Origin of the sequence: Enterobacter sp. D2 (assembly GCF_034427575.1) — a bacterium.
Classification (GTDB): domain Bacteria; phylum Pseudomonadota; class Gammaproteobacteria; order Enterobacterales; family Enterobacteriaceae; genus Enterobacter; species Enterobacter cloacae_M.
Genome location: NZ_JAXQPP010000005.1, coordinates 12,801 through 27,678, shown reverse-complemented (window position 1 = coordinate 27,678; position 14,878 = coordinate 12,801). Strand labels below are relative to the sequence as shown.

Sequence of the window (14,878 nt, the reverse complement as noted above, 5' to 3'; positions counted from 1 at the left end):
TTTCCTGCCGTTACCCATAAGGGGTCATAAGCTTTTCGTATTGAAAAGGCGGAGGATTAGCCTTTCAGCTGCACCTTGCCGTCCTTCACGCGGACATCATAGTGCTTCACTGAATGACTCTCATCTTCCATGCAGTATCCGTCGCTTAAGCGGAAACGCTGCTTTTTCAGCGGGCTGGCGACCCACAGTTCGCCCTGATGCTCGGCAATCAGTCCGCGGGAGAGCACGCTGGCCTCGAAGAACGGGTCGATATTGCTGATGGCAAAAACCTGTTCATCGTGGCGAGGGCGGAAAATCGCAACCTGCTCGCTTCCCAGCAGCGCGCATACGCCGGTGGCCGGGATGATGTCGTTAATATCGCAAATGTTTATCCACTGGCTCATGCGTTTTCCTCCACCAGCGTGACCGGAATTCGTTCATACGGTGTCGCTGGACGATGCTGTTCACGCTCCGGCACAACCTGTACGTTCGGGTCGCGCTGGGCGCTGTTGATGAAGTGTTTGAAGCGCGTCTGCGCCGCCGGGGTGTTGACGGTTTCAGTCCACTCGCAGATCACCGCCTCGCGCAGGCGCGCCATCTCCGCTTCCAGATGTTCGTTCAGACCCAGCTTGTCTTCGATGATCACCGATTTCAGGTAATCGATGCCGCCTTCCAGATTATCGAGCCAGGAAGCGGTACGGGTCAGCTTATCGGCGGTGCGGATATAGAACATCATGAAGCGGTCGAGATACTGAATCAGCGTGTCGCGATCGAGATCCGCCGCCAGCAGGTCTGCATGGCGTGGCTTCATCCCGCCGTTGCCGCAGACGTACAGGTTCCAGCCTTTCTCGGTGGCGATGATACCCACGTCTTTACCCTGCGCTTCCGCACATTCGCGGGTACAGCCGGAGACGCCAAACTTCATTTTGTGCGGGGTGCGGATGCCTTTGTAGCGGTTTTCCAGCTCCACGCCGAAGCCCACGCTGTCGCCCACGCCGTAGCGGCACCAGGTGCTGCCCACGCAGGTTTTCGCCATGCGCAGCGCTTTGGCATACGCGTGACCGGTTTCGAAGCCGGCTTCAATCAGCTGACGCCAGATTTCCGGCAGATCGTCTTTCTGCGCGCCAAACAGGCCGATACGCTGGGAGCCGGTGATTTTGGTGTACAGGTTAAATTCACGGGCGATACGGCCCACGGCGACCAGCCCTTCCGGCGTGATTTCGCCCCCAGCGGAACGCGGGATCACGGAGTAGGTACCGTCTTTCTGGATGTTCGCCAGGAAGTTATCGTTGGTGTCCTGCAGCGGCGTATGCTCGGGCTTGAGCACGTACTCGTTCCAGCAGGAGGCCAGCAGGGAGCCGACGGTCGGTTTACACACTTCGCAGCCGTAGCCCTGACCGTGCTTCGCCAGCAGCTCGTCAAAGGACTTAATGCCCTCCACGCGGATCAGGTGGTACAGCTCCTGGCGAGAATACGCGAAGTGCTCGCACAGGTTGTTGTTCACTTCGATGCCCTGTTTTGCCAGCTCGGCGTTCAGCACCTGAGTGACCAGCGGAATACAGCCGCCGCAGCCGGTACCGGCTTTGGTTTCCGCTTTCAGCGCCGCCACGGTGTGGCAGCCTTTGTTGATGGCGGAGATCAGCATGCCTTTGGTGACGTCGAAGCAGGAGCAAATTTGCGCGCTGTCCGGCAGTTTATCCACGCCGATAGACGGCTTGCCGCTGGACGCGTGCGCCGGGAGGATCAGCGCGTCCGGGTTTTCCGGCAGCTCGATGGCGTTCAGCACCATCTGCAGCAGGTTGCCGAAGTCGCTGGTGTCGCCCACCAGCACCGCACCGAGCAGAGTTTTGTTGTCCTGGCTAACGATGAGGCGTTTGTAGACTTCTTTGCTTTCGTCGAGATAGACATAGCTGCGAGCGCCGGGCGTGCGGCCATGCGCATCGCCAATGCCTCCCACGTCCACGCCCAGCAGCTTCAGCTTGGCGCTCATGTCTGCACCGGTAAACGCGTTTTCGCTGCCGAGGATATGGTCCACGGCGACCTGCGCCATTTTGTAGCCCGGCGCTACCAGACCGTAGACGCGGTTATTCCAGCTGGCGCATTCGCCAATCGCGTAGATATCCGGATCGGAGGTCTGGCAGGTGTCGTTGATCATGATCCCGCCGCGCTGCGCCACGGCCAGACCGCACTGGGTCGCCAGCTTGTCGCGCGGACGAATACCGGTGGAGAAGACGATGAAGTCCACTTCCAGCTCGCTGCCGTCGGCAAAGCGCATGGTTTTGCGCGCTTCAGTCCCTTCCTGAACGATCTCTTTGGTGTTCTTGCTGGTGTGAACCTTCACGCCCATGCTTTCGATTTTACGACGCAGCTGGTCACCGCCCATGTGGTCGAGCTGTTCGGCCATCAGCATCGGGGCAAATTCGATGACGTGGGTTTCAACGCCAAGGTTTTTCAGCGCGCCTGCCGCTTCCAGACCCAGCAGACCGCCGCCGACGACCGCGCCGCGACGGCTGCGACGGGCGCAGGATTCGATGGCGTTGAGGTCTTCAATGGTACGGTAGACGAAGCAATCCTGAGTTTCCGAGCCTTTGATCGGCGGGATCCACGGATAGGAGCCCGTCGCCATGATCAGCTTGTCGTAAAAAACCGTACGCCCGGCGCTGGAGTGGATCACTTTTTCCTGACGATTGATGGTGATAGCGCGTTCGCCCACCAGCACTTTTACGCCATGCTTCTCGTAGAAACCTTCGCGCACCAGAGAGAGCTCTTCGGCGGTATGATGGGAGAAGTAGGAAGACAGGTGCACACGGTCGTACGCCTTGCGGGGTTCTTCACAGAACACGGTAATATCGAACTGCTCAGCATCGGCCTTATCGAGAAGATCCTCAATAAAGCGGTGGCCGACCATGCCGTTACCGATGATAGCGAGTCTGAGTTTGCTCATTATTGCCTCGATTTCTTTTCTATTATTGCCTACCTTAACGATTCAGCAGGGGCGCTCATTGATGCAAATCAAATACGTCTTAGCCTACTCCTTAGGTGGTATGCGACTGATTTGTCAGGATTTTTATAAGTGGCGGAAATCGCAGGCTTTTCGTGCTCGTTGAATTTGTGTACAAATCAGGAGATGGTTTTGCCAAAATCGATACGCCTGAAAATCAGCGGCGTTTTTTAGGGGAAGGGTATGTCTACAACACCGTTATGGCTTGTTCAGAATGTTCGTTTACCGGGTCGGGAAGGGCTGTGGCAGCTCGCCATTGAGAACGGGCGATTTGGTGACATCACCCCGATGGACGACACCCACGCCGAAAGTTATGAAGTATTGAATGCGCGCGGTGGGCTGGCTATCCCGCCGTTCATTGAGCCGCATATCCATCTTGATACGACCCAGACGGCGGGCGAACCGAACTGGAACCAGTCCGGCACGCTGTTTGAGGGCATTGAGCGCTGGGCGGAGCGCAAGGCGTTGCTCAGCCATGACGACGTGAAAGCGCGCGCCTGGAAAACGCTGAAGTGGCAAATCGCTAACGGCATCCAGTTTGTCCGCACCCATGTGGATGTCTCAGACCCGACGCTTACCGCCCTGAAGGCGATGCTGGAGGTGAAGCAGGAGGTGGCCCCGTGGGTAACGCTGCAAATCGTTGCGTTTCCGCAGGAAGGGATTCTCTCTTACCCGAACGGCGCGGCGCTGCTGGAAGAGGCGTTAAAGCTGGGCGCCGACGTGGTGGGGGCGATCCCACACTTCGAATTTACCCGGGAATATGGCGTCCAGTCGCTGCACATCGCTTTTGAACTGGCGAAGAAGTATGACCTTCCGCTGGATATCCACTGCGATGAAATCGACGACGAGCAGTCGCGATTTGTCGAGACGGTGGCAGCGCTGGCGTATGAGGCCGGCATCGGCCCGCGCGTGACGGCCAGCCATACCACCGCCATGCACTCCTACAACGGCGCTTACACCTCGCGGCTCTTCCGTCTGCTGAAGATGTCGGGGATTAACTTCGTCGCTAACCCGCTGGTCAATATCCACCTGCAGGGGCGCTTTGATGACTATCCGAAGCGCCGCGGCATCACCCGGGTAAAAGAGCTGCAGGAAGCGGGCATAAACGTCTGCTTTGGTCATGACGACGTCTTCGACCCGTGGTACCCGCTCGGCACCGGCAATATGCTGCAGGTGCTGCATATGGGGCTGCACGTCTGTCAGATGATGGGGTATCCGCAAATCGACAATGGCCTAAACCTGATCACCCACAACAGCGCCCGTACCTTCGGCCTGAGCGATTACGGTATTGAAACGGGGAATCCGGCAAACCTGATTATTCTGCCTGCGGAGAGCGGGTTTGAAGCGGTGCGCTGTCAGGTGCCGGTGCGCTGGTCGATTCGTCAGGGGCGGATTATCGCCACCACGCAGCTGGCGCAAACCTGGATCCAGATGGATACCGGAGGAGAAGAGGTGAGTTTTGCCAGAAACAGCCCCTCTGCGTAATGCAAAGGGGCGCAGGGTTTAGTGCGATGCCGCTACCGCGTTGTGCTGGCGGTGGCGGGTCACGAAGCCCAGAACGAAGCACATGATGAACACCACGGCGTACAGACCGTTCGCGGTTTGCAGCGCGGCCAGCGGGCCGCTGTGGGCAACGATCGGGCCCGTCACCACGAAGGTCAGCATGGTGCCGATGGTGCCGCAGGTCAGAACGAAGTTAACCAGCTTCGGCGAGGCCACTTTGGTCTGCAGGGAGCCCAGGGTAATGATCGAGGTATAAATGGCGCTGGAGAAGAAGCCCAGGGTCAGAATGAACCACGGCATATGTTCCGGGGAGCCGTTGATGAACAGATACATCAGCACGGTCGCCAGGCCCGCCAGCACGGTCAGAATGCGCTGCAGGTCGAAGAAGCGCAGGATGAAGCTAAACGCCCACATGCCGAACATGTAAGACATCCAGAAATCGCTCACCAGTTTGCCTGCGTCGTTCAGGCTCATGCCCAGACCTTTGGCGTATTCCGGTACCCAGGAGATAAATCCCAGCTGGCCCAGGATGTAGCACAGGGCGGCGATGGAGAGGAACAGCACGCCGATACCCCATTTCTCTTTAGCGACGGGTTCTGCAGTGGTTTGCGCTTTTTTGCCCAGCACCGGGAACTCGCAGCCGAAGGTCAGAATAAAGATCGCCACGTAGACCAGACCAATGCAGGCATAGACCCAGTACCACTCGATGCTGCGGGCCAGCAGAACGGCCGCGACCATTGGGAAAATCATCCCGGCCATGCTGAAGAAGGAGTCAGTAAACAGCAGACGCGCGCCGCGCTGGCGGCCTTCATACATATGGGTAATCAGGAACGTACCGATCGACATGGTGATCCCGCTGACCAGACCGAGCACGAACATGGCGGCGGAGAACAGGGCGATGCTGTGGCTTAGCATCAGACCCGCCACGGCGGCGACCATCAGCACAAAGCCAAAACGCAGCTGGGTTTTCAGCGGGACGATTTCCATCAGCCAGGCATTCAGGAAGATAGAGATCAGGATCCCCGCGTTGAGGAAGGTGAAGGTGTTACTCATACTGGAAACGGGCAGCTGGAAGTAGTCTGCGATATTCCCCATCACCATCCCGGTGACGATCACCAACGCGCCGGTCAGAGCGTAGGAGAAGAAGCTGATCCATGTGAGCTTGATGCGATTGCTGTTAGTCATGTCTGGCCTGTTCAGAAAAAGAAAAGCGCCCAGGAGGGCGCTGAGAGCGGGCAGATTTTAGACATTAAAGTGATCTATTCATATCTTTTAAGAGAAATTAGAACTTCATTGCATGTTTTTGTGTGATCTAGATCACACAAAATGGCGCCAAAGCCAACCGTTTGCGCGGTTACAACTGTTTCAACTTCGTAAAATTAGGTAAAAGGCTGGTCTCCGTTCATACTGCTCTTTAGAATCAAGCCATTCGCTTTTTATACTGCGCTTTGTTAAGGAATTCTCATGCTCAAATCAACACTGGCGGCTGTCGCAGCTGTGTTTGCTCTTTCTGCCGTTTCCCCTGCTGCGCTGGCAGCAAAAGGGGACCCTCACGTTCTGCTGACCACCTCCGCCGGGAATATTGAGCTGGAACTGAATAGCCAGAAAGCCCCTGTTTCCGTGAAAAACTTCCTCGACTATGTGAACAGCGGTTTCTATAACAACACCACTTTCCACCGCGTAATCCCAGGCTTCATGATTCAGGGTGGCGGTTTCAACGAACAAATGCAGCAGAAACAGCCAAACCCGGCTATTAAAAACGAAGCGGACAACGGCCTGCTGAACAAACGCGGTACCATCTCAATGGCGCGTACCGCGGACAAAGATAGCGCGACCAGCCAGTTCTTCCTCAACGTAGCGGATAACGCCTTCCTCGACCACGGTCAGCGCGACTTTGGCTATGCGGTCTTTGGTAAAATCGTGAAAGGGATGGACGTGGCTGACAAGATTTCTCAGGTGCCTACTCACGACGTCGGTCCGTATCAGAATGTCCCGTCAAAACCAGTGGTTATCCTCTCCGCCAAAGTTCTGCCGTAACTCTTCTGAGCGCGGGCTTCTCCGGCCCGCGTTATGTAGCCCTCCCTGCGAAAGCGCGTTTTGCTGCTTATACTTGTGGCAAACGGACTATTCAGGGAGGCGTTAAGTGAAAAAACTCACCGACAAGCAAAAATCCCGTCTCTGGGAACAGCAGCGTAACGTCAATTTACAGGCCAGTTGTCTCCTTGAAAAAGGTAATGGTCCCTCAGAACCCCATATTGAGACGCTGGAGCTTGGGCCTTCCGCGCCCGGGCTACCCCATCTGTGCCTTATTCATCGTCATTTGTACCGCAGTGAGATGAAGCGGGCAGGTGAGCTCCGTACCGAGGATATTTTTAAAGGTGACATTCCCTTCTGCCATTTTGAGTACATCGAAAAGATGGGGAACGAGCTGATGGCGGCGCTGGAAAGCGAAAAATATCTTGTGGGTCTTGAGAAAGCGGCGTTTGTTGACAGAGTTAGCCACTACTACTGCGAAATCAACATGCTGCATCCGTTTATGGGCGGCAACGGCATTGCCCAACGCGTTTTCTTCGAGCAGCTGGCGCTCCACGCGGGCTACTCGCTGGACTGGCGTGATATCGACCCCGACCAGTGGGTGGCGGCTAACCGAAGCGGCGCAACGGGAGATTTAGCCGCGCTAAACGCTATCTTTGCCAAAGTAGTGAGCGAAGCGTGGGAATCTGAGTAGAATAGGGCGGCATTTTTTTCGGGAGCCGCCATGATTCTGCTGATTGATAACTACGATTCCTTCACCTGGAACCTTTACCAGTATTTTTGTGAATTGGGCGCAGAGGTGGTTGTCCGCCGTAACGACGAGATCGGACTGGCCGATATCGGGACGCTGGCTCCGCAGAAAATCGTGATTTCTCCTGGGCCGTGTACGCCCTCGGAATCGGGTATTTCTCTGGATGCTATCCAGTACTATGCCGGCAAGCTGCCGATCCTGGGCGTCTGTCTGGGCCATCAGGCGATTGCCCAGGCGTTTGGTGCCACCATCGTGCGCGCCGAGAAAGTGATGCACGGTAAAACCTCTCCGGTCACCCACGCCGGCACCGGGGTATTCACGGGGCTCAATAATCCGCTAACCGTGACGCGCTACCATTCCCTGGTGATTGACCCGTCGACCCTGCCCGACTGCTTTGAGGTGACCGCCTGGAGCGATACGCAGGAGATCATGGGGATTCGCCACCGCGAATGGGACCTCGAAGGCGTGCAGTTCCACCCGGAAAGCATCCTCAGCGAGCAGGGGCACGCGCTGCTGGCAAATTTCCTCAATCGCTGAATATCTGTTGCCTTGCTGTGATTTTTTATGCATATTTTGTGATTATATTTTCACAATAACTGTGACATAAAAATGGATGGTCATGACATGGCAACTGAACAACCAGCAATAACCCGCGCGACATTCGATGAAGTGATCCTGCCGATTTATGCACCGGCTGAGTTTATCCCGGTGAAGGGAAAGGGCAGCCGCGTCTGGGATCAGCAGGGGAAAGAGTATGTGGATTTCGCGGGCGGTATTGCGGTCACGGCGCTGGGTCATTGCCATCCCGCGCTGGTTGAGGCGCTGAAAACCCAGGGCGAAACCCTGTGGCACACCAGCAACGTGTTCACCAACGAACCGGCGCTGCGCCTGGGCCGCAAGATCATTGATGCGACCTTTGCCGAGCGCGTGCTGTTTATGAACTCCGGCACCGAAGCCAACGAAACCGCTTTTAAGCTGGCGCGCTACTACGCAACAACGCGCCACAGCCCGTACAAAACCAAAATCATCGCCTTCCACAATGCCTTCCACGGACGCTCCTTCTTTACCGTCTCCGTTGGCGGCCAGCCAAAGTATTCTGACGGGTTTGGCCCGAAGCCAGCCGATATCGTCCACGTGCCGTTTAACGATCTGCACGCGGTGAAAGCGGTCATGGACGATCACACCTGCGCGGTAGTCGTTGAGCCGATCCAGGGTGAAGGCGGCGTGACGGCGGCAACTCCGGAATTCCTGAAAGGGCTGCGCGAGCTGTGCGACGAACATCAGGCGCTGCTGGTCTTTGATGAAGTGCAGTGCGGGATGGGGCGTACCGGCGATCTGTTCGCGTATATGCACTACGGCGTTACGCCGGACATCCTGACCAGCGCCAAAGCGCTCGGCGGTGGTTTCCCGGTGAGTGCGGTACTGACGACGCAGGAGATCGCCTCCGCGTTCCACGTCGGCTCTCACGGCTCTACCTACGGCGGTAACCCGCTGGCGACCGCCGTGGCGGGCGCTGCATTCGACATTATCAACACGCCGGAGGTGTTGAACGCCGTGAGCGCGAAGCGCGAGCTGTTCGTAAAACACCTGCAAAAGATTGATGAGCAGTACGATGTGTTCAGCGAAATCCGCGGGATGGGGCTGTTGATTGGCGCCGAGCTGAAGCCGCAGTACAAAGGTCGCGCGCGCGACTTCCTGCACGCCGCCGCGCACGAAGGAGTGATGGTGCTCAATGCCGGGCCGGACGTGATGCGCTTTGCGCCGTCGCTGGTGGTAGAAGACAAAGACATCGAAGAGGGGTTAACCCGCTTTGCCTCGGCGGTCGCGAAGATCGTTAAAGGCTAATACTCGGTTCGCTTTAACCGGCGCGTTAACCAAATGCCGTGATGCGGACGCTGACGCCATGCCACCGACGAAATGGTGTGCATGGTGTTCAGATGCCCCAGAACGCGCTGCAAATGCTGCTCCAGCGTGCTCATTGGCCCGTGGGTTAACGTGTCCGGCGCTTCCAGAATGTTTGAGTCGCCCGACTCGCCCGGCGCGTCATACTCCAGACGCTGCTGACACCTCTGCAACGCAATTTCACACGACTGCAAATAGCGCTGCGCCAGATCCGGCGTCAGCATCGTGTGCTCGCGCGCCAGCGTGGTCATGGCGTTAATGTGCTCGACGATAAACTGGCTGTGCGTCACCCAGAGCTTCATGTCTGCCAGATAGTGCGAGTTAAAGCCCGGCTCCTGCATCGCCTGGTTGAGCGAGTTAAACAGGGCGTTGTGCGCCTGGTTGACCTTCATCCGCTGATAGGCCAGCGGGGAGGGCTGCGGGTCGTCGCTCAGGATCAGGCGAATAGCCTGCTGGTCGGCTTCCAGCGCGTCGTGGGCGTTCTGCCTCAGCAGCCCGCTCTGCCACTGCGGCCACAGCCAGACCATTCCGCCAAAGGCAATCAGGCAGCCGATCAGGGTATCAATCAGCCTGGCGACAATAAACTGTTCGCCATTGAGCGTGAGCAGCTGCAGGGTATATACCGCCGTCACCGTAAAGCCCACCATCGCCCAGCCGTAATTTTTGCGGATAATCAGGTAGCTCACCAGCGTGATCGCCAGCATGCCTGCCAGAGTATAGCCTTCCGGCACGTGGAAGTGCAGCGTCACGCCCGCAATGATCAGCCCGGCCATGGTGCCGCCTGCCCGATGCAAAATACGCACCCGCGTGGCGCCGTAGCCGTTCTGGGTGACAAACAGCACGGTCATTAAGATCCAGTACGGTTTCGGCAGGTGCAGCGCCATGCCCATCAGGCTGGCGGTACTGAGCATAACGCTAATCCTGGCGGCGTTGCGCAGGGCGGACGATTTAAGGGAAAGATAGCTTTTGAGCGCGGGCAATAACGGAAGCCGTTTTTGCTTATCCGCCATCAGGTCGCGGGGATAAAGCGGGCGCTGCGTGCGCAACACGCGGGCGATGCGGCTGAAGTGCCAGGCGGCAAACTGGCCGACCGGGTTATCGGGATGCTGGCGGGCGATTTTCTCCAGCGCGCCCAGCTGTTTTTCCATGTTAAAGCGCGTGGGGTAGCGGTGATAAAGAATATCGTCAGCCAGCACGCGCAGACGTGCGGACACGGTTTGTGCGTTCCAGCGGATCACCGCTTCGGCGTGGCTGCGCTCGACCAGCTTTTGCACCTCCTGCGGGTGATGAAGGCTTACGGAGATGTGCTCCTGCAGATCCAGCCCGACCTGGAAGGTGCGCAGCAGCCGTTTGTATTCGTGGTTCTTGTTGGCGGCGAGCATATGCAGCTGCTGATAGCACTGGCTTATGAGATCCACCACCTTCTGCTGGCGCGTCAGCAGCGGCGGTAAGGATTTTTCCGGGTCGGTATGCTGGGTGAGCAGGGTATATTTGGCCTCGCAGTAATCCGCAAGCTGCACATAGAGCAGGCTCAGGGATTCACGCAGCGGCTGTTCGCGCCACAGCCAGAACCAAAACCAGTTAAACAGCCCGTACCATAATGTTCCCAGGGCGTAGATCAGCAGCGGCTCCCACACCGGCATGTTCCCGGCGAGGCTCAGCGTGAAAATAGCCGCAATCAGCGAGGCGGGAAGCAGGCGGGCGTGCAGCGAACTGATTTCCGCCGTGACGCCGAGCGTCATCGCCAGCACGGTCAGGATCAGCGGCAGCGGGATATCCCGGGCAAGCAGAAGCTGCACGGCGAGGCTACAGCCGGCAAACAGGCAGCCACCGATAATCAGGCGTTTGAAAAAGCGCTTATGCGGCGTGTCCAGACCGGCGATGTTGCAGCAGGCGGGTACGAGGGAAAACAGCAGGCCTTGCTGAAGATGTCCGAGGATCAGGCCTATGGCCACAGGAAGACACAACACCAGCGTTTGCCGCAGTGCGTAGTTAACTTCCGGGTGATAGATCAGCCTGCGCCACATGGGGAGTAGAGACAAAAACGGCGTGACACCTTGCGATGGCACGCCGTTTAAGCGGAATTAACGCGTTCCGTAGACCACGATGGTTTTACCGTGGGCGGAGATCAGGTTTTGATCTTCCAGCATTTTCAGGATACGGCCCACTGTTTCACGGGAGCAACCGACGATCTGACCAATTTCCTGACGGGTAATTTTAATTTGCATGCCGTCCGGGTGGGTCATAGCGTCTGGCTGTTTCGCCAGGTTCAACAGGGTTTGTGCGATACGTCCGGTAACGTCCAGGAAGGCGAGGTTACCCACTTTCTCTGACGTGACCTGCAGACGGCGCGCCATCTGGGAAGAAAGACGCATCAGGATGTCAGGGTTAACCTGAATCAGCTGACGGAACTTCTTGTAAGAAATTTCAGCCACTTCACATGCTGTCTTTGCACGAACCCAGGCGCTACGTTCCTGGCCCTCTTCAAACAGGCCCAGTTCACCGATGAAATCGCCCTGGTTCAGATAAGAAAGGATCATCTCTTTCCCTTCTTCATCTTTGATCAGCACTGCCACCGAGCCTTTAACGATGTAATACAACGTTTCCGCTTTTTCACCCTGGTGAATCAGCGTGCTCTTCGATGGGTACTTATGAATGTGGCAATGAGACAAGAACCATTCGAGAGTCGGGTCTGTTTGCGGTTTGCCAAGCACCATGCGCTGTTATCCTCTGTTATAAGCTGTCACCAGAGTCATCAGATGCATCCGGACTCTGGGGTTGCAATCGAATTCTTACCCATACCCTGGGAAGTCGGCTACCGTAACGTTTCGCAGCCAGTAAAGTTTGATGTCCTCTGCATACATGTGTAACGTCAATGTATTACTGTAGCATCCAGAGTGTTTTAGCATAGCTTTCGCCGCGTGTCTCCTGGTGTCTCGCTTCAGCATGATGCAGGTCGCCTTCCATTGCGAGAAATGTAACGCACGCGTAATCTGTCACCAAAAATGCAACGTTGGAGTTTAAGAATATGCAAGCGCGCGTGAAATGGGTTGAAGGTTTAACGTTCCTGGGCGAGTCCGCGTCAGGGCACCAGATTTTGATGGACGGTAACTCCGGCGATAAAGCACCCAGCCCAATGGAAATGGTGCTGATGGCGGCAGGCGGATGCAGCGCAATTGACGTGGTGTCGATTCTGCAGAAAGGACGTCATAACGTGACGGATTGTGAGGTTAAACTCACGTCAGAGCGTCGCGAAGAGGCGCCACGCCTGTTCACCCATATTAACCTGCACTTTGTGGTCATCGGTAAAGAGCTGAAAGACGCGGCGGTCTCACGTGCGGTGGACCTGTCTGCGGAGAAGTACTGCTCAGTGGCGTTAATGCTGGAGAAAGCGGTAAAAATCACGCATTCGTATGAAGTGATCGAGGCGTGATTGTTGGGGCATCGTGCGTGTTGATGCTCTCACCCTAACCCTCTCCCACAGGGAGAGGGAACATGCTCACGCGATCTGCTTCCCTTCCATCAGTCGCTCCACCAGCGGCGTCATGATGAGCTCCATCGCCAGCCCCATTTTTCCGCCCGGCACGACTAACGTATTCATGTGCGAAATAAACGAGCCCTGCAGCATTGCCAGCAGCCACGGGTAATCAATGCCTTCGAGATTGCGGAAATGGATCACCACAAAGCTCTCATCCAGCGACGGGATGCTTTTGGCCGCGAACGGGTTGGAGGTGTCCACCGTCGGCACGCGCTGAAAGTTGATATGGGTGCGGGAGAACTGCGGCGTCAGGAAGTTAATGTAATCCTCCATGGAGCGCACCACGGAGTCCATCACCGCCTCTCGCGAATGGCCGCGCTCGCTCATGTCGCGCGTCAGCTTCTGGATCCACTCCAGGTTAACGATAGGGACCACGCCGACCAGCAGATCCACGTGGCGCGCCACGTCGTGTTGAGGGGTGACCACGCCGCCGTGCAATCCTTCGTAAAACAGGACGTCGGTGGGTTCCGGCAGCGGCTGCCACGGGGTAAAGGTTCCCGGCACCTGATTCCAGGGTACGGCTTCATCATAGGTATGCAGATACTTACGGGACTGCCCTTTGCCGCTCTTACCGTACTCTATAAAGGTTTGTTCCAGCAGGCCGAAGTCATTGGCTTCCGGGCCGAAGTAGCTGATGTGTTTACCCGAATCGCGCGCCTTACGAATGGCCATGTCCATCTCCGGACGCGTGTAGCGGTGAAAGCTGTCGCCTTCGACCTCCGCCGCACGGAGATTCAGCTGGGCGAAAATCTTGCGAAATGCGAGGCTGGTGGTGGTGGTTCCCGCACCACTCGACCCCGTAACGGCAATAACCGGATGTCTGGCAGACATAGCAACTCCCTGACTGAAAAGGGTGGAAGATCAGCCGTGAAACGCGTTGCGGGGCATGATATTGACCGTCTCATGCAGTTCTGACCACACCAGCACCACGTCGCCGCTTTTCAGCTGGCGCTTAACATCGTTGACCTTTTGCTCAAGCGAGCGTTCCTGTTCACCATAATCGGTGCCTTCGCGTAATACAAAGCTTTCAATCAGATTATCGAGCGTTTCGGGAGCCAGATCCTGCCAGGGAATAATCATTTTGCACCGTCCAGATAAGGGGTCAGCCAGTCAGGAATACGCGCCTCAAGCCACATTTTCGGGCGGCGCAGCGTGCCGCCGATAAACCCGACGTGGCCGCCATGCTCGGTCAACTGATAGTGAACGTTGTCGGGCAGGAATTCCTGAGCGGGGATCGAGTGATGATCCATAAACGGGTCATCTTTGGCATGAATAATCAACGTTGGCTGCGTGATCTTGCTGAGCAGCGGCATGGCGCTGCACTGACGATAATAGTCAATCGCATCGGCGAAGCCGTGGATTTTCGCGGTGATCAGGTCGTCGAACTCACGGATACGACGCACCTTTTTCAGCTGGCGCAGGCTGACCGGCAGGGTATCCGGGTAGGCCTTCAGCTTACGCGCCGCGTTGGCCTTCAAAAGGTTGAGCAGGTAGCGCTGATAGACGCGGGAAAAGCCCTTATCCATGTGGTAGCTGCACTGCTCGAGCATAAACGGCGCGGAGACAATGACGGCGGCATCCAGCGGGACGCTTTCGCCCTCTTTGGCCAGCAGACAGGCCAGCATATTGCCGCCCAGCGAGTAGCCCACGGCGGCCGTTGGCACGGTGCCATAATTTTCCCGCAGCCAGTGTAAAAACCACGTCCCGTCTTCGGTTTCACCCGAGTGATAAATGCGTTTCTGACGATTCGGTTCGCCGCTGCAGCCGCGAAAATGCATCACCACGCCGAGCCAGCCGCGCGCTTTTGCCGCCTCAATTAGCCCATGCGCATACGGGCTGTGCAGGCTGCCTTCCAGACCGTGGAAAACCACCAGACGCGGCTTATGGCGAGCCTGTTCAGGCGCTTCGCTCCAGGCGAGATCCAGAAAATCACCGTCTGGCAGGTCAAGCCGTTGCCAGTGCGGGGTGAACTGAACCTTGCGGCGGATCAGTCGCGGCAGCATGGTCTGCAAATGGGGATTGGCCACGCCGCGCATAGGCACGAACTCAGTGCTGTCTTCGGCCGCAATGTCGAAGTCTGATGGAATGATTTGGGTCATAAGCGCGATGCTGATTCTTGTCGGAAATTTACGAGACTTTCCGAATTGTACCCCGTTTAAGCTGGATTTCC

Annotated in this window: 14 protein-coding genes; 6 read left to right on the top strand and 8 right to left on the bottom strand. The window is 56.9% G+C overall.

Annotated features, from left to right (window positions below):
* Positions 1–56 precede the first annotated feature (56 nt).
* Positions 57–383 (bottom strand): nitrite reductase small subunit NirD, encoded by a 327-nt coding sequence (gene nirD / locus SPG90_RS18915; protein ID WP_023309475.1) that lies wholly within the window; start codon positions 381–383, stop codon positions 57–59.
* The gene (gene nirB, locus SPG90_RS18910; RefSeq protein WP_126304237.1) at positions 380–2,923 is read right to left on the bottom strand and encodes a nitrite reductase large subunit NirB; all 2,544 of its coding nucleotides are present in this window, start codon (positions 2,921–2,923) and stop codon (positions 380–382) included. The genes nirD and nirB overlap by 4 nt, the downstream gene beginning before the upstream one ends.
* 240 nt (positions 2,924–3,163) lie before the next feature.
* On the opposite strand from nirB, the gene SPG90_RS18905 reads away from it, so the two are divergent.
* Positions 3,164–4,465, top strand: coding sequence for a cytosine deaminase (locus SPG90_RS18905; RefSeq protein WP_126304239.1), 1,302 nt, complete (start codon positions 3,164–3,166; stop codon positions 4,463–4,465).
* An 18-nt stretch (positions 4,466–4,483) separates the two neighbouring features.
* Here the strand turns inward: SPG90_RS18905 and tsgA are convergent, their stop codons facing one another.
* The gene (tsgA, locus tag SPG90_RS18900) at positions 4,484–5,668 is read right to left on the bottom strand and encodes an MFS transporter TsgA (RefSeq protein WP_126304241.1); all 1,185 of its coding nucleotides are present in this window, start codon (positions 5,666–5,668) and stop codon (positions 4,484–4,486) included.
* Between the two features lie 279 nt (positions 5,669–5,947).
* Here tsgA and ppiA point away from each other — a divergent pair, with 279 nt between their 5' ends.
* From ppiA to argD, 4 genes are all read left to right on the top strand, one after another.
* Positions 5,948–6,520 (top strand): peptidylprolyl isomerase A, encoded by a 573-nt coding sequence (gene ppiA, locus SPG90_RS18895; protein ID WP_127732464.1) that lies wholly within the window; start codon positions 5,948–5,950, stop codon positions 6,518–6,520.
* Between the two features lie 106 nt (positions 6,521–6,626).
* The gene (locus SPG90_RS18890) at positions 6,627–7,211 is read left to right on the top strand and encodes a putative adenosine monophosphate-protein transferase Fic (RefSeq protein ID WP_322408272.1); all 585 of its coding nucleotides are present in this window, start codon (positions 6,627–6,629) and stop codon (positions 7,209–7,211) included.
* Between the two features lie 30 nt (positions 7,212–7,241).
* Complete coding sequence (gene pabA, locus SPG90_RS18885) at positions 7,242–7,805, top strand: aminodeoxychorismate synthase component 2 (protein WP_045403387.1); 564 nt, start codon at positions 7,242–7,244, stop codon at positions 7,803–7,805.
* An 87-nt stretch (positions 7,806–7,892) separates the two neighbouring features.
* The gene (gene argD, locus SPG90_RS18880; RefSeq protein WP_171863420.1) at positions 7,893–9,113 is read left to right on the top strand and encodes a bifunctional acetylornithine/succinyldiaminopimelate transaminase; all 1,221 of its coding nucleotides are present in this window, start codon (positions 7,893–7,895) and stop codon (positions 9,111–9,113) included.
* Here argD and SPG90_RS18875 read toward each other — a convergent pair.
* Positions 9,110–11,197: a YccS/YhfK family putative transporter gene (locus SPG90_RS18875; RefSeq protein WP_047173934.1), complete on the bottom strand. Its 2,088-nt coding sequence runs from the start codon at positions 11,195–11,197 to the stop codon at positions 9,110–9,112. The genes argD and SPG90_RS18875 overlap by 4 nt on opposite strands.
* Before the next feature lie 57 nt (positions 11,198–11,254).
* Complete coding sequence (gene crp, locus SPG90_RS18870) at positions 11,255–11,887, bottom strand: cAMP-activated global transcriptional regulator CRP (RefSeq protein WP_000242758.1); 633 nt, start codon at positions 11,885–11,887, stop codon at positions 11,255–11,257.
* Between the two features lie 311 nt (positions 11,888–12,198).
* On the opposite strand from crp, the gene SPG90_RS18865 reads away from it, so the two are divergent.
* Positions 12,199–12,603: an OsmC family protein gene (locus tag SPG90_RS18865; protein ID WP_047173933.1), complete on the top strand. Its 405-nt coding sequence runs from the start codon at positions 12,199–12,201 to the stop codon at positions 12,601–12,603.
* Positions 12,604–12,669: 66 nt separating this feature from the next.
* Here SPG90_RS18865 and SPG90_RS18860 read toward each other — a convergent pair whose 3' ends face one another.
* The 3 genes from SPG90_RS18860 to SPG90_RS18850 are packed head-to-tail and all read right to left on the bottom strand — an operon-like array spanning position 12,670 to position 14,807.
* A complete protein-coding gene (locus SPG90_RS18860) occupies positions 12,670–13,539 on the bottom strand; it encodes a phosphoribulokinase (protein ID WP_023309465.1) in 870 nt (289 codons plus the stop codon).
* A 30-nt stretch (positions 13,540–13,569) separates the two neighbouring features.
* Positions 13,570–13,788, bottom strand: a complete 219-nt coding sequence (locus tag SPG90_RS18855) for a YheU family protein (protein WP_008503016.1) — start codon at positions 13,786–13,788, stop codon at positions 13,570–13,572.
* Entirely contained in the window at positions 13,785–14,807 is a 1,023-nt protein-coding gene (locus SPG90_RS18850; protein WP_039263094.1) for a hydrolase, read from the bottom strand. The genes SPG90_RS18855 and SPG90_RS18850 overlap by 4 nt, the downstream gene beginning before the upstream one ends.
* Between the last annotated feature and the right edge of the window lie 71 nt (positions 14,808–14,878).

Excerpts from the sequence above, each read along its gene's own strand:
- nirB (WP_126304237.1), bottom strand. The coding sequence starts at position 2,923 with ATGAGCAAACTCAGACTCGCTATCATCGGTAACGGCATGGTCGGCCAC.
- SPG90_RS18850 (WP_039263094.1), bottom strand. The coding sequence starts at position 14,807 with ATGACCCAAATCATTCCATCAGACTTCGACATTGCGGCCGAAGACAGC.
- SPG90_RS18855 (WP_008503016.1), bottom strand. The coding sequence starts at position 13,788 with ATGATTATTCCCTGGCAGGATCTGGCTCCCGAAACGCTCGATAATCTG.
- SPG90_RS18865 (WP_047173933.1), top strand. The coding sequence starts at position 12,199 with ATGCAAGCGCGCGTGAAATGGGTTGAAGGTTTAACGTTCCTGGGCGAG.
- nirD (WP_023309475.1), bottom strand. The coding sequence starts at position 383 with ATGAGCCAGTGGATAAACATTTGCGATATTAACGACATCATCCCGGCC.
- SPG90_RS18905 (WP_126304239.1), top strand. The coding sequence starts at position 3,164 with ATGTCTACAACACCGTTATGGCTTGTTCAGAATGTTCGTTTACCGGGT.
- argD (WP_171863420.1), top strand. The coding sequence starts at position 7,893 with ATGGCAACTGAACAACCAGCAATAACCCGCGCGACATTCGATGAAGTG.
- ppiA (WP_127732464.1), top strand. The coding sequence starts at position 5,948 with ATGCTCAAATCAACACTGGCGGCTGTCGCAGCTGTGTTTGCTCTTTCT.
- crp (WP_000242758.1), bottom strand. The coding sequence starts at position 11,887 with ATGGTGCTTGGCAAACCGCAAACAGACCCGACTCTCGAATGGTTCTTG.
- SPG90_RS18875 (WP_047173934.1), bottom strand. The coding sequence starts at position 11,197 with ATGTGGCGCAGGCTGATCTATCACCCGGAAGTTAACTACGCACTGCGG.
- pabA (WP_045403387.1), top strand. The coding sequence starts at position 7,242 with ATGATTCTGCTGATTGATAACTACGATTCCTTCACCTGGAACCTTTAC.
- SPG90_RS18860 (WP_023309465.1), bottom strand. The coding sequence starts at position 13,539 with ATGTCTGCCAGACATCCGGTTATTGCCGTTACGGGGTCGAGTGGTGCG.
- tsgA (WP_126304241.1), bottom strand. The coding sequence starts at position 5,668 with ATGACTAACAGCAATCGCATCAAGCTCACATGGATCAGCTTCTTCTCC.